Origin of the sequence: Pseudomonas sp. C27(2019), assembly GCF_008807395.1 — a bacterium.
Lineage (GTDB): Bacteria > Pseudomonadota > Gammaproteobacteria > Pseudomonadales > Pseudomonadaceae > Denitrificimonas.
Window position 1 is genome coordinate 753708 of the sequence record NZ_CP043320.1, and the last position, 20939, is coordinate 774646.

At 48.6% G+C, this 20939-nt stretch carries 18 protein-coding genes; 13 read left to right on the forward strand and 5 right to left on the reverse strand.

Annotated features, from left to right (window positions below; genetic code table 11):
* Window positions 1-86: 86 nt before the first annotated feature.
* Window positions 87-1670, forward strand: coding sequence for a bifunctional peptide-methionine (S)-S-oxide reductase MsrA/peptide-methionine (R)-S-oxide reductase MsrB (gene msrAB / locus FXF61_RS03535; RefSeq protein WP_218571838.1), 1584 nt, complete (start codon window positions 87-89; stop codon window positions 1668-1670).
* A 40-nt stretch (window positions 1671-1710) separates the two neighbouring features.
* Here msrAB and FXF61_RS03540 read toward each other — a convergent pair whose 3' ends face one another.
* Together FXF61_RS03540 and mfd are read right to left on the reverse strand one after the other, a co-directional pair.
* Complete coding sequence (locus FXF61_RS03540; protein ID WP_151183967.1) at window positions 1711-2325, reverse strand: CsiV family protein; 615 nt, start codon at window positions 2323-2325, stop codon at window positions 1711-1713.
* Window positions 2326-2346: 21 nt separating this feature from the next.
* Window positions 2347-5781, reverse strand: a complete 3435-nt coding sequence (gene mfd / locus FXF61_RS03545) for a transcription-repair coupling factor (RefSeq protein ID WP_151183968.1) — start codon at window positions 5779-5781, stop codon at window positions 2347-2349.
* 158 nt (window positions 5782-5939) lie between these two features.
* Between mfd and FXF61_RS03550 the strand changes: the two genes are divergently transcribed.
* From FXF61_RS03550 to sthA, 10 genes are all read left to right on the forward strand, one after another.
* Complete coding sequence (locus FXF61_RS03550; protein ID WP_151183969.1) at window positions 5940-7388, forward strand: glyceraldehyde-3-phosphate dehydrogenase; 1449 nt, start codon at window positions 5940-5942, stop codon at window positions 7386-7388.
* Between the two features lie 278 nt (window positions 7389-7666).
* The gene (locus FXF61_RS03555; RefSeq protein WP_151183970.1) at window positions 7667-9004 is read left to right on the forward strand and encodes a Na(+)-translocating NADH-quinone reductase subunit A; all 1338 of its coding nucleotides are present in this window, start codon (window positions 7667-7669) and stop codon (window positions 9002-9004) included.
* 3 nt (window positions 9005-9007) lie between these two features.
* Window positions 9008-10219, forward strand: coding sequence for an NADH:ubiquinone reductase (Na(+)-transporting) subunit B (locus FXF61_RS03560; RefSeq protein ID WP_151183971.1), 1212 nt, complete (start codon window positions 9008-9010; stop codon window positions 10217-10219).
* Entirely contained in the window at window positions 10212-11000 is a 789-nt protein-coding gene (locus tag FXF61_RS03565) for a Na(+)-translocating NADH-quinone reductase subunit C (RefSeq protein WP_151183972.1), read from the forward strand. Before FXF61_RS03560 ends, FXF61_RS03565 begins: the two co-directional genes overlap by 8 nt.
* Before the next feature lie 2 nt (window positions 11001-11002).
* Window positions 11003-11671, forward strand: a complete 669-nt coding sequence (locus FXF61_RS03570) for an NADH:ubiquinone reductase (Na(+)-transporting) subunit D (RefSeq protein WP_151183973.1) — start codon at window positions 11003-11005, stop codon at window positions 11669-11671.
* Window positions 11671-12279, forward strand: coding sequence for an NADH:ubiquinone reductase (Na(+)-transporting) subunit E (gene nqrE, locus FXF61_RS03575; RefSeq protein WP_151183974.1), 609 nt, complete (start codon window positions 11671-11673; stop codon window positions 12277-12279). The genes FXF61_RS03570 and nqrE overlap by 1 nt, the downstream gene beginning before the upstream one ends.
* 13 nt (window positions 12280-12292) lie before the next feature.
* Window positions 12293-13516 carry an NADH:ubiquinone reductase (Na(+)-transporting) subunit F gene (gene nqrF / locus FXF61_RS03580; protein WP_151183975.1) on the forward strand — a complete coding sequence of 408 codons (1224 nt, stop codon included), beginning with the start codon at window positions 12293-12295 and terminating at the stop codon, window positions 13514-13516.
* A 1-nt stretch (window position 13517) separates the two neighbouring features.
* Entirely contained in the window at window positions 13518-14552 is a 1035-nt protein-coding gene (locus tag FXF61_RS03585) for an FAD:protein FMN transferase (protein WP_151183976.1), read from the forward strand.
* Between the two features lie 8 nt (window positions 14553-14560).
* A complete protein-coding gene (gene nqrM, locus FXF61_RS03590; protein WP_151185995.1) occupies window positions 14561-14794 on the forward strand; it encodes a (Na+)-NQR maturation NqrM in 234 nt (77 codons plus the stop codon).
* A gap of 102 nt (window positions 14795-14896) precedes the next feature.
* On the forward strand, window positions 14897-16288 hold the full coding sequence (gene sthA / locus FXF61_RS03595; RefSeq protein WP_151183977.1) for a Si-specific NAD(P)(+) transhydrogenase: 1392 nt from the start codon (window positions 14897-14899) through the stop codon (window positions 16286-16288).
* 51 nt (window positions 16289-16339) lie between these two features.
* On the opposite strand, the gene FXF61_RS03600 is transcribed toward sthA, so the two are convergent.
* From FXF61_RS03600 to FXF61_RS03610, 3 genes are read right to left on the reverse strand one after another with little or no spacing between them, the layout of a single operon-like run.
* Window positions 16340-17062, reverse strand: coding sequence for a glycerophosphodiester phosphodiesterase (locus tag FXF61_RS03600; protein ID WP_151183978.1), 723 nt, complete (start codon window positions 17060-17062; stop codon window positions 16340-16342).
* Entirely contained in the window at window positions 17059-17355 is a 297-nt protein-coding gene (locus FXF61_RS03605) for a phosphodiesterase (RefSeq protein ID WP_151183979.1), read from the reverse strand. Before FXF61_RS03605 ends, FXF61_RS03600 begins: the two co-directional genes overlap by 4 nt.
* Window positions 17352-17918 (reverse strand): PilZ domain-containing protein, encoded by a 567-nt coding sequence (locus FXF61_RS03610; protein ID WP_151183980.1) that lies wholly within the window; start codon window positions 17916-17918, stop codon window positions 17352-17354. The genes FXF61_RS03605 and FXF61_RS03610 overlap by 4 nt, the downstream gene beginning before the upstream one ends.
* A 91-nt stretch (window positions 17919-18009) precedes the next feature.
* Here FXF61_RS03610 and FXF61_RS03615 point away from each other — a divergent pair, with 91 nt between their 5' ends.
* The gene (locus FXF61_RS03615; RefSeq protein ID WP_151183981.1) at window positions 18010-19257 is read left to right on the forward strand and encodes a lipoprotein-releasing ABC transporter permease subunit; all 1248 of its coding nucleotides are present in this window, start codon (window positions 18010-18012) and stop codon (window positions 19255-19257) included.
* Complete coding sequence (gene lolD / locus FXF61_RS03620) at window positions 19250-19945, forward strand: lipoprotein-releasing ABC transporter ATP-binding protein LolD (RefSeq protein WP_151183982.1); 696 nt, start codon at window positions 19250-19252, stop codon at window positions 19943-19945. Before FXF61_RS03615 ends, lolD begins: the two co-directional genes overlap by 8 nt.
* The last annotated feature ends 994 nt before the right edge of the window (window positions 19946-20939 follow it).

Below are 20939 nucleotides of genomic sequence, written 5' to 3' on the forward strand. Positions count from 1 at the left end.
ACTGGCCAGTCATTCCAGTATTTGTACAATGCTCTGTATAAGTTTCGTGTCATAATAATTGATGTATATCAATAGAGAGAAAAGTCATGCTGTTATCAATGCGTTGGCAAGTTATCGCTGCACTTGCAGTGCTGGCTGCGCTGTTTATAGGGCTTGTGTCGGGCGGGCCGACGTTGGCTGTGGCTCAACCGTTGCAGCTGAATTTAGCGCAGCAGGCGCATAGCTTGCCGGATGTGAGCGCTGTCGAGCCTGCTGCTTTACAGACCAATAAACCGACTCTGATTAAGTTGTGGTCGAGCTGGTGTCCGTTGTGCTTGTCTGAGCTGGGACAGACAGAAGGCTGGGTTGTCGATCCGGATTTTTCTAAAGCTAACCTGCTAACAGTGGTGTCACCTGGTGTTTTGGGTGAGCAGCCACTCGATGCGTTTACTGACTGGTACAGCGGCTTGGATTACCCCGATTTACCCGTGCGTATGGATGCCAGTGGTGAGTTAATTAAGCGCCTTGGGGTTAAGGTCTATCCCAGTTGGGCGCTGATTGATCAGAGTGGTCAGCTGGCGCGGGTGATTAAGGGCAGTATCAATAAATCACAAGCCTTGGCCTTGCTTGATAACCCAAACGCCGATCTCAACGATGCAGCGCATACCTTTTATCAACCAAAAAAAGATCAAGACTCAGTGCCGATTAATGCGCGCACGATTTATTTGGCCGGTGGTTGTTTTTGGGGTGTCGAAGCCTATTTTGAACGCATTGATGGCGTGCTCGATGCGGTGTCAGGTTATGCCAATGGCCGCACAGATAACCCCAGTTATGAAGATGTGGTGTACAGAAAAACTGGGCATGCGGAAACCGTCAAAGTTGTCTACAACCCAGATAAACTCAGCCTTGACGATATTTTACAGTATTTCTTTCGCATCATTGATCCGACCAGCTTAAACAAGCAGGGCAATGATCGTGGCGTGCAATACCGCACGGGTGTATATAGCACTGACCCAGCAGAGCAAGCTGTGGTGGCTGCGGCACTCACCGCGTTGCAAGAGCGTTACAAGCGCCCAGTGGTGGTAGAAAATACACCGCTGGTACATTTTTACGATGCCGAGCAGTACCACCAAGATTATTTGATGAAAAATCCTAATGGTTACTGCCATGTGGATCTGAATCTGGCGGATGAGCCGTTGCCAGGTCAAACCAAAGCAAACAAAGCGGCGCCGCAGGGGTTTGATGCCAGCCGTTTTGAAAAACCTGACAGCAAAACACTGCAGCAGCGCTTAACTCGCGAGCAATATCAGATTACGCAAAAAAACGGTACAGAGCGAGCGTTCAGTCATCGCTATGATGAGTTGTTTGAGCCGGGCTTGTATGTTGATATTGTCAGTGGTGAGCCGTTGTTCAGCTCGCGTGATAAGTATCAGTCCGGCTGTGGCTGGCCCAGTTTTGTGCAGCCGATTAATGCCAGTGTTGTCACTGAAAAGATCGACACCAGCTATAACATGCGTCGCATAGAAATACGCAGCGCTGTGGCCGACTCGCATTTAGGCCATGTTTTCCCTGATGGTCCACGCGATCGTGGTGGCTTGCGTTACTGCATCAATGGCGCCAGTTTGAAATTTATCCCAAAAGCGCAGATGCAAGAGCAGGGCTATGCGCAGTGGCTGTCAGATATTGAGTGAGACTGATTTGGGAGGCGTGGGTGGCTCACCCGCATAGGGTCTACTCAAAATCCTCTGGATTAGGTAGCGCTTGCGGTATCTGCTCCGGCTCTATCTGTATCTGATCTGGCTGCGGCTGCGCTGTGCTCTGTTGCGCTTGAATGCGGATCAAGGCACCAAGGCTGCCGCTATCAACATAGGTTACTTGCCCATTGGCGACCAAGGTCTTTTGTTTAAAACGTTGGCTGCTGCGCAGGGTTTTATCAGTATTGAATTGATTGATCCATAAGTCCAACTGCACTGAACTGGTGCGCTCAAGCTCAAAGCTTAGGGTGCCTTCGATAGGGAAGTGTTGAAAATACGCAGGGCCATCGCTGATTGCAACCTGAGCTGTTGTGCCATCGTTATTTTGTAGCCAAGCTTTATGCATAATCACCTGATAGCCGTTGTCAGGCGTGAGTTTCTTGGCTAATAGGTCAAGCTGAGTGCTACGCAACATATCAGCAGTGATTCGCGTTGCGCCATTGGCCCAGTTATCAGGTGCAACACGGCTGCTTTGCAAACTGTCGTTGTTTTGTTGAAAGACAATCAACTCAACCAGTTGGGACTCGGTGGCGAAGGCTTGCGCGCTGCCTAAGCTGAATAAAAGAACAAAGTGAATAATGAGGTAGCGCATATACTGCTCCTAGAATTGTTTTTATTCGGCCAGTTGACCCAGTAGCGCTTCAATTGTAGCAAAGCGCTGTTCTGGACTATCCATTGGCACGTTAAATTTAAATACCGTGGCACCTTCAAAGCGGTAGTGTTTGGGTTGGCTTTGAATCAGTTTAATCAAACGCATGGGGTCAACACAGGTGTCACCGGCAAACTCCAAGCGGCCGCCGTGTGGCCCTGCATCAATCTTAATAATGCCCAAGGCTTGCGCTTTTAATTTAAGCTCGGTAACACGAATTAGGTGCTTGGCTGGTTCAGGCAGTAAACCAAAGCGATCAATCATTTCCACCTGCAGTTCTTTCAGGGCGGCAGCGTCTTTGGCCGAAGAAATACGTTTGTAGAGTATTAGGCGTGTATGCACATCGGGTAGGTATTCGCCTGGAATCAGAGCTGGTACGCGTAGGTTGATATCAGCGCCGCTGTTGAGCGGCTGCTCAAGGTTGGGCTCTTCACCTTTACGAATCGACTCAACCGCGCGCTCAAGCATTTCCATATACAGAGTAAAGCCAATCGCCTGAATTTCCCCGCTTTGACCATCACCGAGCAGTTCACCGGCACCACGAATTTCCAAGTCATGGGTGGCAAGCATAAAACCAGCGCCTAAGTCTTGTGCATTGCTGATGGCTTCTAAACGTTTTTGCGCATCAGTGGTCATGCTTTTTTGCGGCGGCGTCAGTAAGTACGCATAGGCTTGGTGGTGGCTGCGGCCCACCCGGCCACGCAGTTGGTGCAATTGGGCTAAACCAAACTTATCGGCGCGATCAATGATGATGGTGTTGGCGTTGGGTATATCAATACCGGTTTCGATAATGGTTGATGCCACCAGCACGTTGTAACGATTGTGGTAAAAGTCAGCCATCACTTGTTCAAGTTCGCGCTCATGCATTTGTCCGTGACCGATACCAATACGAGCTTCCGGTACCAAGGCAGCTAAATCTGCCGCACATTTCTCGATGGTTTTGACATCGTTGTGCAAAAAGTACACCTGACCACCGCGCAACAGTTCACGCAATAGGGCTTCTTTGACCACCGCATCTTGGCGTTGCATGACGAAGGTGCGCACCGAGAGGCGGCGTGCTGGTGGTGTAGCGATAATCGACATATCACGCATGCCGGCAAAGGCCATATTGAGCGTGCGTGGGATCGGGGTGGCGGTGAGGGTGAGGATATCTACTTCACTGCGTAGGGCTTTAAGCTGCTCTTTCTGGCGCACACCGAAGCGGTGTTCTTCATCAATGATCACCAAGCCTAAGTTGTTAAACTTCACATCACTTTGCAGCAGTTTATGCGTGCCGATTAAAATATCGACTTTGCCTTCTGCTAGGTCAGTGATGGCTTGTTTGATTTCTTTGGCGGTTTTAAAGCGACTCATCACTTCAACCTTTACCGGCCAGTCGGCAAAGCGGTCGCGAAAGCTATTGTAGTGTTGCTGGGCCAACAAGGTGGTAGGCACCAGTACTGCGACTTGTTTACCGCTGTGTATCGCAATAAAAGCTGCGCGCATCGCCACTTCGGTTTTACCAAAGCCCACGTCGCCACATATTAAGCGATCCATGGGTTTGCCTGACAGCATGTCATTGCGCACATTGTCGATGGCAACTTGCTGGTCGGGGGTTTCCTCAAAGGGAAATGCTGCGCTGAAGGTGGCGTAATCAACCCCTGGGTTGGTAAAAGCATAGCCTTCACGGGCGGCACGAATCGCGTAAATATTCAGTAACTCGGCCGCTACGTCACGTACTTGTTCGGCTGCTTTACGTTTGGCTTTCTGCCATTGCTCGGTGCCAAGGCGATGCAGCGGAGCGCTGCTGTCATCACTGCCAGTATAGCGTGCGATTAAGTGCAAGTTGGCCACGGGTACATAGAGCTTGGCTTGATCAGCGTACTCCAGCATTAAAAATTCAGTGGCTTGCTCCTCAATCTCAAGGGTCACTAAACCTTGGTAGCGACCGACCCCGTGATCAATATGCACTACAGGTGCGCCTTCGCGCAGCTCCGTAAGATTGCGAATCACGTTTTCATGGCTGGCGTCGCGATTTTTCTCACGGCGTCGGCGTTGCATGACACGCTGGCCGAGCAGGGCGCTTTCTGGGATAAGAGCTATGTCATCGAGTAGAACACCAGATTCGATTGGTGCAACGCAAATGGCAATCTTGGTGTCTGAGGTTAAGAAGTCCTCCCAGCCGGCCACTTCAATTGGAGTAACCGCAATTCGCTGCAGCAGCTCTAGCAAAACCTCGCGACGTCCTGCGGTTTCCACAGTAAATAACGTGCGCCCAGAAAAACGCTCTAAGAATTCTTTGACTTTGCTCAGCGGTTCAGCTGCGCGCGCATCAAGGGATAAGTCAGGAAAAGTCTGGATGGGCAGGCGTTCACGGCCCACTCCGGGGCTGATGTCGTGCGCATCAATGACAATGCGCGGGTAGTCTTTCAGCGCGCTATAGTAGTCGTTAATAGCAATAAATAAGTCAGCAGGCGGCAGTAGCGGGCGTTCAATATCACCACGACGCTCTTCATAGCGGCTGCGAATGTCTTGCCAGAAGGTTTCTGCTGCAGCATCGATACCCTGCAAGGAAAATACTTGTGCGTCACTGGGTAAATAGTCAAACAGGCTGCTAGTACCATCAAAAAATAAGGGTAAGTAGGCTTCGATGCCTGCGGGAATTATGCCGCCGGCTAAGTCTTGGTAGAGCGGGCAACGACGAAAATCAACATCAAAACGTTCACGAAAACGCGCGCGAAAATCGGCACGTGCTTTTTTGTCGAGCGGAAACTCGCGAGCGGGCAGTAGGCGAATGCTGTCTACTTTGTCATTGGAGCGCTGGGTTTCTGGGTCAAAGGTGCGCAGCGTTTCGATTTCATCATCAAACAGGTCGATACGGTAAGGTGCTTCGCTGCCCATCGGGAATAAATCCAGTAACGCGCCACGCACGGCAAACTCGCCATGCTCGTAAACAGTATCCACGCACTGGTAACCGGACGCCTGCAAGCGGCTGCGCATGTTTTCCACGTCCAGCTTTTGCCCAACATCGAGCATCAAACTGGCGTCCAACATAAATGACTTAGGCGCCAGGCGATGCAGAGCGGTATTTATGGGAACGACTAAAATACCCTGCTGCAATTGCGGTAGCTGATACAGAGTGGCGACACGTTGGGAAATAATATCCTGATGCGGAGAGAACACATCATAGGGCAGGGTTTCCCAGTCTGGGAAGTGCAAAACCGGCAATTCTGGAGCAAAAAAAGCCAGTTCTTCTTTCAGCCGTTCGGCGTTCTGGCTGTTGTCGGTTAAGAGCAAAGTAAAACGCTGCGCGCTGCGGGTTGCCTCGGCGATAGCAAGGCCTTGGGCGGCGCCAGACAGGTTGCCCCACAGTTGTTTTGCAGAGTTGGAGGGTGGTTTTGGAAAGCGCAATACAGACACAGCTGACTCTTGTATGAACAATAAAAGAGGCGATTGTAACGGGCTATTGAGTCACTCGCTATATAAGGTTTTCAAGAGAATAGCTGCTTAGAGCTTGCCGCTTTGCTTTATGCAGTCGATAATGAGGCTCTTTTTTAGCCCCTTAATAGGTATTCAACGTGACTCAGAAGACTGACCAGTGTCTTGGTGAATGGATTGATCGCGAAGCCCTTGCCGAGGCAATGATTCCGCTTATTGGCCATCTCTACCGCAGTAATAACGTGGTGACGTCCATCTACGGACGCGGCCTTATCAATCGCTCTGTTATTGCAATTCTTAAAGCGCACCGCTTTGCTCGTCACCGTATTGGTAACGATTCTGAGCTGTCTGTGCGTGACACCTACCCTATGCTAAAAGCCATGAGCGAAATGGAGCTGGGCAGTGCATCTATCGATTTAGGTAAGATGGTTGTTAAGTTCAAAGCTGAAGCCAATGGCCGCAGTATTGACCAGTTTTTACGCGACGAGCTGGCTGATGTGGTGGGTAAGCGCGACAGCAATGCTCACCAAGGTACTGATGTTGTGCTTTATGGTTTTGGTCGTATTGGTCGCTTATTGGCGCGTATTCTGGTTGAAAAAACCGGCGCTGGTGACGGCCTGCGTTTACGCGCAATTGTCGTGCGCAAAGGTGCAGAAAATGACCTAGCTAAACGTGCCAGTCTGCTGCGCCGCGATTCTGTGCATGGCTCGTTTGATGGCACCATCGTCATCGATGAAGAAAACAGCACGATGACCGTCAATGGAAATTTGGTTAACGTTATTTACTCAAATGATCCGAAAACAGTGGATTACACCAAGTATGCTATTAAAAATGCATTGCTGGTGGACAACACCGGTCGCTGGCGTGACGAGGAAGGCTTGAGTCAGCACCTAGGGTGCCCAGGCATTGCTCGCGTGGTACTGACGGCGCCGGGTAAGGGTGCACTGAAAAATATCGTGCATGGTATTAACCACACCGATATTACGCCCGATGACAAGATTATTTCGGCGGCATCGTGCACCACTAACGCAATTGTGCCAGTCTTAAAAGCGATTAATGATCAGTTCGGTATTGTTAACGGTCACGTTGAAACCGTGCATTCCTACACGAATGACCAAAACTTAATTGATAACTTCCACACAGGAAGCCGTCGTGGACGAAGTGCTCCGCTGAACATGGTATTAACCGAGACCGGTGCTGCCACAGCCGCTGCAAAAGCGTTACCCTTCTTAGAAGGCAAGCTTACCGGTAACGCGATCCGCGTACCAACGCCAAACGTTTCCATGGCGATTCTTAATTTAAATCTTGAGAAAAGCACGAGCCGCGACGAGGTCAACGAATACCTGCGCCAGATCGCGATGCATTCCGATTTGCAAAAGCAAATTGACTATGTTTGCTCAGAAGAAGTGGTATCAACAGACTTTGTTGGCTCGCGTCATGCGGGCGTGGTGGATGCAGAAGCGACCATTTGCACTGATAACCGATTAATTCTCTATGTCTGGTATGACAACGAGTACGGTTACAGCTGTCAGGTTGTGCGTGTGATGGAAGATATAGCTGACGTTAATCCACCAGCATTTCCAAAGTAATGCGTAGTTGATCGTTGATCAGTTAAATGCAAAATGGGGCCTTCTGGCTCCCTTTTGCCTTTTAAATACTTAGAGGCTTTGGGTCATTATTCCACTAAAGTACAGGGTCATTTAGTAGAAAATTGACCATTTAGCTAGCAAGTGATGGCAAGGCCTCTTTATAATTGCGCAGATTACTTTTCTAAACGCCGGAACAGTTGTTTAGTTTCTATTTTTATAGAGTATTAGGCAAGTGTTTCGACATAACATAAATTTCACTATCGTGGTTAGGCAAACCTATGATCAAAATAAAACGTGGGCTTGACTTGCCCATGACAGGCACGCCAACACAGCGTATCGAGGCTGCAAAGCCTGTTCGTAGTGTTGCAGTCATAGGCTTCGACTATAACGGGATGAAGCCTACAATGCAGGTGCAGGAAGGGGATCGGGTCAAACTTGGCCAAGTTCTGTTCTCTGACAAAAAAACACCCGGTGTGCACTTTACAGCGCCAGGCGCTGGGGTGGTTAAAGCAGTTAACCGTGGTGAACGTCGCGTACTGCAATCTGTGGTGATCGAGCTGGAAGGTGATGATCAAGTCACGTTTGCCAGTTATGCTGCAGATAAATTAGCAGGGTTAGCAGGCGAGCAGGTACGAGAAAATCTGCAGGAGTCTGGTTTGTGGGCAGCTTTACGCACCCGCCCATACAGCAAGATTCCCGCCATTGATGCAACACCACGCTCGATCTTCGTGACGGCTATGGATACGCATCCATTAGCTGCTGATCCTGCAGTTGTCATTGCTGAATATGCAGAAGACTTCAGTCATGGCTTAACTGTGCTGAGTCGACTGGCAAAAGTATTTTTATGCAAGGCTGAAGGCGCGACCTTACCCGGTGAGACGTTAGACAACGTTCACACTGAAGCGTTCTCAGGCCCGCATCCCGCTGGTTTACCTGGCACCCATATTCACTTCCTCGATCCGGTCAGTGCAACGCGTAGCGTCTGGCAGATTGGTTATCAAGATGTGATTGCTATTGGTAAATTATTTACCAGCGGCCAATTATGGGTTGAGCGTGTCATTTCCATAGCTGGACCTGTGGTTAAAAAACCACGCTTAGTGCGCACCCGTTTGGGCGCTAATGCAAGCGATCTGGTTAAGGGTGAGTTGGCAGAAGGCAGCAATCGAGTGGTCTCCGGATCAGTCTTGGGCGGGCGTACTGCACGCGGAAGTTGTGACTTTCTAGGCCGTTACCATAATCAGCTGAGCTGCTTGGCTGAAGACCCCCATCGAGAAGTTTTTCACTACTTACGTGCTGGGGTTAACAAGTTCTCTATACTCAATATTTTTATTTCTAAGTTATCTGCAAATAAAAAGTTTAATTTCACCACAACCACCAATGGTGGCGAGCGAGCCATGATTCCTGTGGGCAGCTATGAAAAAGTAATGCCACTGGATATTTTGCCAACGCAATTATTGCGTGCGCTACTGGTCGGCGATACTGATGTGGCACAAAAGTTAGGCTGCTTAGAGTTAGATGAGGAAGATCTGGCGTTATGCACGTTTGCATGCCCAGGCAAGTATGAGTACGGCCCGGTTTTGCGGGACAATCTAACGCGTATTGAGCAGGAGGGATAAGCAATGAGTCTTCGTGCATTCCTTGATAAAGTCGAACACCATTTCGAAAAAGGTGGTAAATACGAGAAATGGTATGCCTTGTATGAGGCTGCTGACACCATCTTGTATCGCCCACGCAGTGTCACCAAAACTAACGCTCATGTTCGCGACGGTGTTGACCTCAAGCGCATTATGATCACAGTTTGGCTATGTGCGTTTCCAGCTATGTTCTTTGGAATGTGGAACGTCGGTTATCAAGCTAACTTGATTTTTGCCGACAACCCAGAGCTGATGGCAGCCCAAGAGGGCTGGCGCATGGCTTTAACCGCCATGCTGGCAGGGTTTGATCCAGGCAGCGTCTGGGACAACATGATCCAAGGAGCCACTTGGTTTGTGCCAATTTACATGGTGACTTTCATTGCCGGTGGATTCTGGGAAGTGTTGTTTGCTTCTGTTCGTCGCCATGAAATTAACGAAGGGTTCTTCGTAACCTCGATTCTCTTCGCGCTAATCGTTCCGCCAACCATTCCTTTATGGCAAGTGGCCATGGGTATCAGCTTTGGTGTCGTGATTGGTAAAGAAGTGTTTGGTGGTACCGGCAAGAACTTCTTGAACCCTGCACTGGCGGGTCGTGCCTTCTTGTTCTTTGCTTATCCAGCGCAGATCTCTGGTGATGCTGTATGGACTGCAGTAGATGGTTTTGCCGGAGCTACAGCGTTGAGCGTCACTGCTGAAGGTGGTATGCAGCAGTTGTTGGATTCAGGTTTGACTTGGATGGATGCCTTTGTGGGTACCATGCAGGGCTCTATCGGTGAAACCAGTACCCTAGCAATCTTTATTGGTGGTGCGGTGCTGCTGATTATGCGCATTGCTGCATGGCGTATTGTTGCTGGCGTGATGCTTGGCATGATTGCTTTAAGTCTGCTGCTTAACATGATTGGTTCAGATACCAACCCGCTGTTTGCCATGCCGTGGTACTGGCATATGGTTGTCGGTGGTTTTGCTTTCGGCATGATCTTTATGGCGACTGACCCTGTATCTGCATCTATGACCAATACCGGTAAGTGGATCTTTGGTGCGCTGATTGGTGTGATGGTGGTGTTGATCCGCGTGGTTAACCCAGCGTTCCCAGAAGGCATGATGTTGGCGATTCTGTTTGCTAACCTCTGTGCACCATTAATTGACCACTTTGTTGTTCAGGCCAACATTAAGCGGAGGCTGGCGCGCAATGTCTAGTCCAAAAGAATCAATCACCCGCACGCTGACCGTTGCTTTATTGGTGTGCTTGGTGTGTTCAATATTCGTGGCAGGAGCAGCGGTTGCTCTACGCCCCATTCAATCTGAAAATCGTTTGCTCGATAAGCAACGCAGCATTCTGTCAATTGCTGGACTGGGTGATGCCAGTATGTCTGGTGCGCAAGTTAAGCAAATGTTTGCTGAGCGGATTGAAGCGCGTCTTGTTGATTTAGAAACAGGTAAGTATTCCGATGCTCAAGACCCTGTTACTTTTGATCCACTGGCGTCATCGAAAGATCCAGCGTTATCCAAAGTACTGAAAGGTGCTGAGGATATTGCCTCCATCAAGCGTCGTGAGCGTTATAGCACGGTGTACGTGGTTGAACAGAATGGTCAGTTAGATACGCTTATCATTCCGGTACGCGGTTACGGTTTGTGGTCAACTCTGCATGGCTTTATTGCGGTGAAAGGTGATCTCAATACTGTTGCTGGTTTTGGCTTCTATGAGCATGGTGAAACGCCTGGTTTGGGTGGTGAAGTTGACAATCCAAAGTGGCGTGATCAGTGGTTAGGTAAAAGCCTGTTTAACAATAAAGATGAAGTGGCTATTCGCGTCGTAAAAGGTAATGTTGACCAAAGCAGTGCAACAGCTGTTAATCAAGTCGATGGCTTGGCAGGTGCAACCTTAACCAGTAACGGTGTCACCCATTTAGTGCAGTTCTGGCTAGGTGAGAATGGCTTTGGTAGCTTTATTGAGCATTTACGTGCAGGGGAGGCGTAAAGATGTCACAGCCAACAATTAAACAAGTTGTACTTGATCCGATTTTTAACAACAACCCCATTGGCTTGCAGATGCTGGGCATCTGTTCGGCATTGGCGGTCACCACTAACGTAGAAACTGCGCTAGTGATGTCGGTTGCCCTAACTTTGGTAACTGCGTTCTCGAATATGTTTATTTCGATGATTCGCAAGCAAATCCCTAGCTCAATTCGCATGATTGTGCAGATGGTGATCATTGCCTCGCTGGTGATCGTGGTTGATCAGGTCCTGAAAGCTTTCGCTTACTCGCTATCAAAACAGTTGTCGGTATTCGTCGGTTTGATTATCACCAACTGTATTGTGATGGGCCGTGCAGAAGCATTTGCTATGTCTAATCCGCCGGTACTGTCATTCTTTGACGGTGTTGGTAACGGTTTAGGTTACAGCGCAATGCTGGTTGTTTTAGGGATCATCCGTGAGTTATTTGGTGCAGGCAAAATAATGGGTTACGCCATACTTCCTGCGGTCAATGACGGCGGCTGGTACTTACCTAACGGGATGTTGTTATTACCACCTTCGGCATTCTTCTTAATTGGTTTGATTATTTGGGGGCTGCGCATGTGGAAGAAAGAGCAGGTTGAAGAGCCTGATTTCCGTATTGCTGCGCACTCTCAAGAGAAGGAGGCATACTGATGGAACATTACATCAGCTTATTTGTTAAGGCCGTTTTTGTTGAAAACATGGCGTTGGCGTTCTTCTTGGGTATGTGTACTTTTATTGCGATTTCCAAAAAAGTGGAAACTGCAATTGGCCTAGGTATTGCGGTTGTGGTGGTGCAGGTGATTACTGTGCCGGCCAACAACCTGATCTACACCTACTTACTTAAAGATGGCGCGTTGGCTTGGGCCGGTATGCCTGAAGTCGATCTAAGTTTCTTAGGCTTACTCAGCTACATCGGCGTAATTGCGGCGATTGTGCAAATTCTAGAAATGCTCCTCGATAAGTATGTGCCAGCGTTATATAACGCGCTGGGCGTATTCTTGCCGTTGATTACCGTAAACTGCGCCATCATGGGTGGTACTTTGTTTATGGTGGAGCGTGATTACAATTTCACAGAAAGTGCTGTATATGGCTTAGGCTCAGGTTTCTCATGGGCGCTAGCGATTGCACTGTTGGCCGGTATTCGTGAAAAACTTAAATACAGCGATGTGCCACAAGGCCTGCAAGGTCTGGGTATAACGTTTATTACGATTGGCTTAATGTCATTGGGCTTTATGTCATTCTCTGGCATTCAACTGTAAGGAGTAGCGAGTAATGAATTTTGAGATTTTTCTCGCTATAGGTATGTTCACCGCGATCGTCCTCGCCTTAGTAGCGATGATTCTAGTCGCCCGTGCGCGCTTGGTATCCAGCGGTGATGTAGCCATTAATATCAACAGTGAACGTACGATTACCGTACCTGCTGGTGATAAGTTGCTACAAACATTAGCGAGCAGCGATATTTTTATTCCTTCCGCGTGTGGCGGTGGTGGTACCTGTGGACAATGCACTTGCATAGTAAAGAGTGGCGGTGGTGGTTTGCTACCGACGGAAGAATCGCACTTTACTAAGCGTGAGGCAAACGAAGGCTGGCGCTTAGCCTGTCAGGTTTCAGTCAAGCAGGATATGGAAATTGAAGTTCCAGAAGAAGTGTTTGGCGTTAAGAAGTGGGAATGTACGGTTGAATCCAACCCGAACGTAGCAACTTTTATTAAAGAGTTGACCTTGCGCATCCCTGACGGCGACGATGTAAACTTCCGTGCTGGTGGTTATGTGCAGTTGGAATGTCCGCCGCACGTAGTTCATTATAAAGACTTTGATATCCAGCCTGAGTTTCATGAGGACTGGGATAAGTTTGATATTTGGCGCTACACTTCAACGGTGACTGAAACGACCATCCGTGCTTATTCAATGGCCAACTACCCAGAAGAAACCGGCATCGTTAAGTTCAATATCCGTATTGCTACACCACCACCAGGTCAGGATCACATTCCAGCAGGAATTATGTCCTCTTATGTGTTCAGCCTGAAGCCAGGCGATAAGATTACCGTATATGGACCATTTGGTGACTTCTTCGCTAAAGATACTGATGCAGAAATGGTCTTTATCGGTGGTGGTGCAGGTATGGCACCGATGCGCTCGCATATTTTTGATCAGCTTAAGCGTTTGAACAGTAAGCGCAAAATCAGCTTCTGGTATGGCGCACGTTCCTTGCGTGAATCTTTCTACAACGAGGAATACGATCAGTTGCAGGAAGAGAACCCAAACTTCACCTGGCATTTAGCTTTGTCTGATCCGTTGCCAGAAGATAACTGGGAAGGCTACACTGGGTTTATTCATAACGTTCTTTATGAGAACTACCTAAAAGATCACCCAGCACCAGAAGACTGCGAGTTCTACATGTGCGGGCCACCAATGATGAACAAAGCAGTAACTGACATGCTGCTGAATTTAGGTGTGGAACCGGAAAATATCTTACTTGATGACTTTGGAGGCTAATATGCTGCGCAACCTGTTACAGGGAGCGTGTTTAGCTACAGCCTTAGTTTTAACGCTCAGTGCTTGCGAGAGCAACGCTGAGCGCGTTGAAGAGTTGTCCGGTCTTACCATGGGTAGCACTTTTACGATCAAGTATGTTTACAATGCCGCAACACCTGCAGCCGATGCTGTGGGTGCTGAGGTGCAAAGTATTTTGGATGAGGTCGACCGGCAAATGTCGACCTATCGTCTAGACTCTGACATTGCCCGCTTTAATCAATCTCCCGTTAATACCTGTATGCAGATGCCACAGCCTGTGCTGGATTTAGTCCAGTATGGCCATGAGCTGTCGCGTATCAGCGATGGTGCATTTGATTTAACTTTGGGACCGCTGCTGGATGTGTGGGGCTTTGGTCCGCAAGCGCGTGCTAAGCATGTGCCCAGTGCTGAAGACATTGCTCAAGCAAAAGCTCGTGTGGGTTATCAGCATGTGCGCGTGGTCAATGATCAGTTGTGCAAAGATGCTGATGTGCAGGTTGAGTTCAATAGCATCGCAGCAGGCTATACGGTTGATCGTATCAGTGAGCGTTTTGCTGAACTCAATATCGACAGCTACATGATTGAAGTGACTGGTGAGTTGATCGCAAAAGGACGTAAACCTGATGGTTCACCGTGGCGTATTGCCCTTGAGCAGCCGCTGGGTGATGGGCAGCGGGTAATTCAACGGGTATTGGAAATTGATGGTTACGGACTGAATACCTCCGGTGATTACCGTAATTATTTTGAGGAAGATGGTGTGCGCTTCTCACATACCATTGATCCACAAGAGGCCGCCCCCATCCGTCACCGCTTGGCTTCTGTGACTGTTGTTGATCAATCTACCTTACGCGCCGATGGTTTAGGTACACTGTTGTTAGTTCTTGGCCCCGAGCGCGGTTTAGACTTTGCAGAACAACATAATATTGCGGCTTTTTTTGTGATGCGCGATGGTGATGGTTTTGCGACACAGGTCAGTTCAGAATTTTCCAGGATATTTCCTGAAGGAGGTAACCCATGAGTGGGATTATGTTATTTATTGTGGTCTTTGCTGTCATGGCGCTGGTCGTACTGGGTATGTCTGCTGGCGTATTAGCTGGGCGCAAACCCATCGCTGGCTCGTGCGGTGGAATTGCTAACTTGGGCATTGAAAAACAGTGCTCGATTTGCGGCGGTGTACGTGAGAAGTGTGATGAAGCCAATGATCCGCAAGGTGTGTTAGCGCAGGATGCTGTGCTGGCTTATGACGCGACCAAGCGCTAATTGCTTGACACGAGTTACACAGGCTCAATAGGCCAATTTTCTATGTGAATATGTTGCAGTATCCAGTCTTTTGTATGCTGCACATGTTGTGAAGGAGTCCAAATGGCGGTTTACAACTATGATGTGGTGATTCTGGGTTCAGGACCTGCAGGGGAAGGGGCGGCAATGAATGCTGCCAAAGCAGGCCGTAAAGTTGCTGTTGTAGAAAACCGTGGCGTTTTGGGGGGTAGCAGTACACATTTAGGCACCATTCCTTCAAAGGCATTACGTCACTCCGTGCGTCAAATTTTGCGCTTTAATACCAGCTCATTATTTCGACAAATTGGCGAGCCGCGCTGGTTTTCTTTTCCCGACGTGCTAAAAAATGCGGAAGGTGTCATCGAGCAGCAAGTCGCGTCTCGTACCAGCTATTTTGCGCGCAACCGTATCGATGTTTACTTTGGCACAGCCAGTTTTGCTGATGAGCATAGCATTGATGTGGTAGGCCCAAGCCGCGTTGAAAAACTAGTTGCCAATGAAATTATTATTGCGACAGGCTCACGTCCCTATCGTCCTGCTGATGTTGATTTTAATCATCCACGTATTTATGACAGCGATACCATTTTAAGTCTGAGTCACACCCCGCGCCGCTTGATTATTTACGGGGCGGGTGTGATTGGCAGCGAATATGCGTCGATTTTTAGTGGTTTAGGCGTATTGGTTGATTTGATTGACAATCGTAGTCAGTTGTTGAATTTCTTGGATGATGAAATTTCAGATGCCTTAAGTTATCACTTGCGCAACAATAACGTGTTGATTCGTCACAACGAAGAATATGAGCGCGTCGAAGGCATTGATAAAGGTGTAATTTTACACCTCAAGTCGGGCAAAAAAATTAAAGCTGATGGCTTCCTCTGGTGTAACGGTCGTACGGGTAATACCGATCAGCTTGGCCTCGAAAATGTTGGCTTAACTGCCAATAGTCGCGGACAAATTGAAGTCGATGAGTATTACCGTACTGCGGTGCCTAATATTTATGCTGCCGGTGATGTAATTGGTTGGCCGAGTCTTGCCAGTGCTGCCTATGACCAAGGACGCTCCGCTGCCGGTAATATTATCGATGACGATGCATGGCATTTTGTTGATGATGTGCCAACAGGCATTTATACCATCCCAGAAATCAGCTCGATTGGTAAAACAGAGCGCGAGTTGACTGAAGCAAAAGTGCCTTATGAAGTGGGTAAAGCCTTCTTCAAGAGTATGGCGCGTGCGCAGATTTCTAAAGAACCGGTGGGCATGCTGAAAATCTTGTTCCACCGCGAAACTTTAGCGATTTTGGGTGTGCATTGCTTTGGTTATCAAGCCTCAGAAATTGTTCATATTGGCCAGGCGATTATGAATCAGCCAGGTGAAGCCAATACGCTGAAGTATTTTATTAATACTACGTTTAACTTCCCAACCATGGCTGAAGCCTATCGTGTTGCCGCTTACGATGGATTGAATCGGCTTTTTTGAGCGGCTCCGGTCAGTGGCCTGATTCGATCGGAGCCTTTTTGGAACAGCGTTTCAGTGATTCCCAAGGGTGGCAATGGCCAAACCGGGAAAGTCAGTAATCAGGCTGTCTGCACCACACGCAGCGAGTCGGCGCATCAGCGCTGGCTCGTTGACTGTCCATACTGATACATGTAACCCTGCCTGCTGTGCTTTAGCTAAGCGCTGCTCTGTTGATAACGCCCAATTCAATACCAGCATCTGACAGTTATAACGCAGTGCCACTTTAATTGGATCCAACCATGCATACTCAGCAACCAACCCGCGCGCTAGGTGCGGTGTGAGGCGTTTTGCTGCGCGTAAAACGGTGCGTGAGCTGCTGGTAATAATGATTTTATCCTGCAAGGCAAAGCGCGCACTCAATTGATCAATGGCGCGCACGATATGTGCCGAACGACTTCTTGAGGCTTCTTTGACCTCCAGTTGCCAGTGCTCAAATGGGCAGAGACTAAACAGCTGCTCAAGGCTGGGAATAGGGCAGACGGTTGGCCAGGGCACCGTATTATGCCGTGCATCCATTTGCATCAGCTGCTCAGCGCTATGCTGACTGACTTTTCCGCGCAGGCCAGTGGTGCGCTTTAAGCTGGCATCATGAATAACCATCAACTGCCCGTCTTTGGACAGTTGTAGGTCCAGTTCGCAGCGATTAACGCCAGCTTTTAAGCAGGCCTCAAAGCTAGCTAAGGTGTTTTCCGGTGCTTCACCGCGTGCACCGCGATGGCCATAAATTAGAGTCATGGCGTAATAGGGGTGCGAGGCTGATGAATTTGCACACTATTTATTACAGTAGTGTATTCAAAATAGACACTGAAATTTGGATAGTCCCAGCGGCTTATCGGTGGTTGGCCAACACTTTGATGGCGAATACGTGGTTCGCCAAACTGCTGAAGTACCTGTGCTTGTTTGTCTCCGTGAGCGGGCATGCTGAGACTAGAAGCACCTTGCTGGCTGATCGGAATGCGTAATACTTCAGCTTGGATATGGCTGATTGATAGGACAGTTAAGCAGACAAGAATACCGATGTGTTTCATTTTGCTGACTCCGAGTCGTTTGGCTGCAAGGCAAGGCGTCTTTGCAGTGCTTGCTTATGTAAAATATGGCGAGCTAGAATTTGCTGGGTGGCTGCTGATAGGTTTTCAAAGACGGTGACTGTTTGTATGCCTTCAGCTGTATCTCGATGTTCGAGTACGCGTGCATCAACGTGCAAACCAAAACCTTGCGGCAGTAACACTGCCTTTAGACTCAGTAGCGTGCCAACTGGGTGTACCAGTTCATCAACAAAAGCTAAGCCAGACTCGGAGAGGCTGACATCGCGCACTGGCCCTATGTCTTTGAGTAAATTCTGTGCAAGCACTTGCCCCAACAAATCAATGCGCTTATTGATCACTTTTAAATAACTGGATAAAGCACGGTCGGTTTCACCCACTGAGCGCAGGAGTGGTTGTGCTTCATACTCTAAAAGATGCAAGTCTCCCAATAAGTTGAACAATAAGGAGTCTTCTTCATTCTTAGAGCCTTGCAAACGAATTTGCAGTGCGATTTGATCGTCAATGCGATAGTATTCGCGGCGATCTTCGGTATCTTGTGTGGACATGACGAACCCATGGCTGCAATGGAGGTCAGAGTGTAAATCGGCATACGACAAACTGCCAATCTATCGATTCTTTTCTGTGAATGTGTCCATTATGTTTCGACCTTTAGCTCTATTTATAGGTATGCGTTATACGCGTGCTAAACGACGTAATCACTTTATTTCTTTTATCTCACTAACCTCCATGATCGGCTTGGCCTTGGGTGTGCTCGTGATGATTCTGGTGTTGTCAGTGATGAATGGCTTTGACCGTGAACTGCGTACCCGAATTTTAGGCATGGTGCCGCATGCCACGGTCAGTTCATATACACCGCTAGAAGATTGGCAGCAGACCGGTGATCAGGTGCTAGAGCATCCTGATGTGGTTGCGGTAGCGCCTTTTACTCAGTTACAGGGCATGTTAACCCATAGCGGTAGCGTGCAACCGGTACTGGTTAACGGTGTTTTACCCAGCGCTGAAAAGAATGTCTCAATCATTGAGGATCATATGGTGCAGGGCAGTTTAGAGGCTTTGGCCAGTGGCGAGTTTGGCATTGTGATTGGCCAGCAAACTGCCGCACGTTTTAATGCTTCGGTAGGCGAGAAGCTAACCTTTGTCTTGCCAGAAGCCTCGATTACCCCTGCTGGCGTGTTCCCACGCTTAAAGCGCTTCACCGTGGTGGGGGTGTTTAAAGTAGGAGCCGAACTGGATAGTTCATTGGCGCTGATTCATATTGAAGACGCAGCGCGTTTGTCACGCTGGCAGACCAATCAAGTCGAAGGCATACGCTTAAAGCTGAATAACCTCTTTGATGCACCACGCGTAGCTTGGGAAATTGCCCGCAGTATGCCGGATGGTGATTTGCATCCGCGTGATTGGACGCGCAGCCATGGCAATTTATTCCAAGCCATTCAAATGGAAAAAACCATGATCGCTTTGTTGCTATTGCTGATCGTGGCAGTGGCCGCGTTTAATATTATTTCTACCCTGATTATGGTGGTGACTGACAAAAAGGCTGATATCGCAATCTTACGTACCTTGGGTGCGACACCACGACAAATTATGGCGATTTTTATGGTGCAAGGCACACTGATTGGTGTTGTCGGTACTTTGATTGGCGGTGTCTTGGGTGTGATCAGTGCGCTGAATGTAACGACTTGGGTCGCCGCTTTAGAAAAACTCTTTGGCCATCAATTCTTAAGTTCTGATGTGTATTTTATAAGTTACTTACCTTCAGAGTTACGCGGCAGTGATGTGCTGATGATTTGTTCTGCTGCATTGTTAATGAGTTTCTTTGCCACCTTGTACCCTGCGTGGCGCGCTTCACGTACTGAACCTGCGGAGGCTTTACGTTATGAGTAATCAGGCTGTTTTAGAGTGCCGCAATTTAGCTAAAAGCTACAGTGAAGGCCCTTCTGAAGTGCAGGTATTGCAAGGTGTTGAGCTGTTATTAAAAGCCGGTGAGCGTGTGGCGATTATCGGTAGTTCCGGCTCTGGAAAAACCACGCTACTAAATATGCTCGGCGGGTTAGATACGCCCAGCAGCGGTAGTGTCTGGCTAGCGGGTGAGGAGTTATCAGCTTTATCGGAAAAGAAGCGTGGCTTGCTACGTAACCGTGCCTTGGGTTTTGTCTATCAGTTTCATCACTTGCTGGCTGAGTTTAGTGCGTTAGAAAACGTGTGTATGCCGCTATTAATCGGTAGCCTCCCTGTGCCTGAGGCGCGTGCGCGCGCGGAAGCTTTGTTGACTCGTGTGGGTCTAGGTCCGCGTATTCATCATAAGCCGTCGGAGTTGTCCGGTGGTGAACGTCAGCGTGTGGCGATTGCACGGGCTTTGGTCAACCAGCCGAAGTTGGTGTTGCTGGATGAGCCCACTGGAAACCTGGATCGCACTACGGCGCAGACCATCCAAGAGTTGATTTTAGAGTTGTCGGTGTCAATGGGTACGGCATTCTTAGTCGTTACGCATGATCCAGCTTTGGCACAACAAATGGATCGGATTCTGACTTTGGAAGATGGTCGCTTAGTGTCGGTTGCTAAAGACGTTTAAGTCATGTTGCTTTGCTGAGTTGTGCTTTTAGAAGGGGTGTAATCCTGTCGGTAATCAGTGCTCTTGCTTAAAAAGAATCATACTACAGCGTCAGTTTTAAATAGCTTGTGCGTGGCATAGCGTACTTCAGGGTAAGTGTTTTTCCGTCGATGAACCCATCCTGGGTTCAACTCCGGCGCTACGCCATCCATGGCTTCGCTTGTCACACCAACCCCGAAGTACTCGTTGATCAGCGGTGTTGTTATTAAGATTGATATAAGGCTCGTTTGTTTCTGAAAGTTTTTTATTTGAGGTGTGCTGGTTATTGCGTGGCATAGCGTACTTCGGGGCAGGTGTTTTTCCGTTCTGGTTCTGGCTTTGACTATGACTATGGCTCTGAACTCTAAGGTTTGCTCTTGGCTATGTTGGCTTAAGTTTTTATAAGATGAGCAAACCCTAGCGCAGATCAATGCTCCTGCTTTAAAAGAGCCATGCTACAGACTTGAAGACAACATCAATGATCAACTGCAGTGTGCGGGTGTTGTGGCGAGCGAAGCCAGGGATGGCGTAGCGCCCGCATCACGCCAGGATGGCGTGTTAAGGGAAGAACAGCACTTGCACGCTGCAACATGCGCCAATTGTTCCTGAAAGTTTTTTTATTTGAGGTGTAATGGCCATTAAAGATTGCGTGGCATAGCGTACTTCGGGGTGGGTGTTTTTCCGTCGACGAACCCATCCTGGGTTCAACTCCGGCGCTGCGCCATCCATGGCTTCGCTTGTCACACCAACCCCGAAGCACTCGTTGATCAGCGGTGTTGTTATTAAGATTGATATAGGGCTCGTTTGTACCTGGAAGCTTTGTTTTTACACGTTAAGTTTGGTGGGTGGTTTTTTGTTCTGGTTCTGGCTTTGACTATGACTATGGCTCTGAACTCTAAGGTTTGCTCTTGGCTATGTTGGCTTAAGTTTTTATAAGATGAGCAAACCCTAGCGCAGATCAATGCTCCTGCTTTAA

Excerpts from the sequence above, each read along its gene's own strand:
- nqrM (WP_151185995.1), top strand. The coding sequence starts at position 14,561 with ATGTTATTTATTGTGGTCTTTGCTGTCATGGCGCTGGTCGTACTGGGT.
- FXF61_RS03560 (WP_151183971.1), top strand. The coding sequence starts at position 9,008 with ATGAGTCTTCGTGCATTCCTTGATAAAGTCGAACACCATTTCGAAAAA.
- sthA (WP_151183977.1), top strand. The coding sequence starts at position 14,897 with ATGGCGGTTTACAACTATGATGTGGTGATTCTGGGTTCAGGACCTGCA.
- FXF61_RS03605 (WP_151183979.1), bottom strand. The coding sequence starts at position 17,355 with ATGAAACACATCGGTATTCTTGTCTGCTTAACTGTCCTATCAATCAGC.
- FXF61_RS03555 (WP_151183970.1), top strand. The coding sequence starts at position 7,667 with ATGATCAAAATAAAACGTGGGCTTGACTTGCCCATGACAGGCACGCCA.
- FXF61_RS03615 (WP_151183981.1), top strand. The coding sequence starts at position 18,010 with ATGTTTCGACCTTTAGCTCTATTTATAGGTATGCGTTATACGCGTGCT.
- FXF61_RS03600 (WP_151183978.1), bottom strand. The coding sequence starts at position 17,062 with ATGACTCTAATTTATGGCCATCGCGGTGCACGCGGTGAAGCACCGGAA.
- lolD (WP_151183982.1), top strand. The coding sequence starts at position 19,250 with ATGAGTAATCAGGCTGTTTTAGAGTGCCGCAATTTAGCTAAAAGCTAC.
- nqrF (WP_151183975.1), top strand. The coding sequence starts at position 12,293 with ATGAATTTTGAGATTTTTCTCGCTATAGGTATGTTCACCGCGATCGTC.
- FXF61_RS03610 (WP_151183980.1), bottom strand. The coding sequence starts at position 17,918 with ATGTCCACACAAGATACCGAAGATCGCCGCGAATACTATCGCATTGAC.
- FXF61_RS03565 (WP_151183972.1), top strand. The coding sequence starts at position 10,212 with ATGTCTAGTCCAAAAGAATCAATCACCCGCACGCTGACCGTTGCTTTA.
- FXF61_RS03540 (WP_151183967.1), bottom strand. The coding sequence starts at position 2,325 with ATGCGCTACCTCATTATTCACTTTGTTCTTTTATTCAGCTTAGGCAGC.
- FXF61_RS03570 (WP_151183973.1), top strand. The coding sequence starts at position 11,003 with ATGTCACAGCCAACAATTAAACAAGTTGTACTTGATCCGATTTTTAAC.
- msrAB (WP_218571838.1), top strand. The coding sequence starts at position 87 with ATGCTGTTATCAATGCGTTGGCAAGTTATCGCTGCACTTGCAGTGCTG.
- FXF61_RS03585 (WP_151183976.1), top strand. The coding sequence starts at position 13,518 with ATGCTGCGCAACCTGTTACAGGGAGCGTGTTTAGCTACAGCCTTAGTT.
- nqrE (WP_151183974.1), top strand. The coding sequence starts at position 11,671 with ATGGAACATTACATCAGCTTATTTGTTAAGGCCGTTTTTGTTGAAAAC.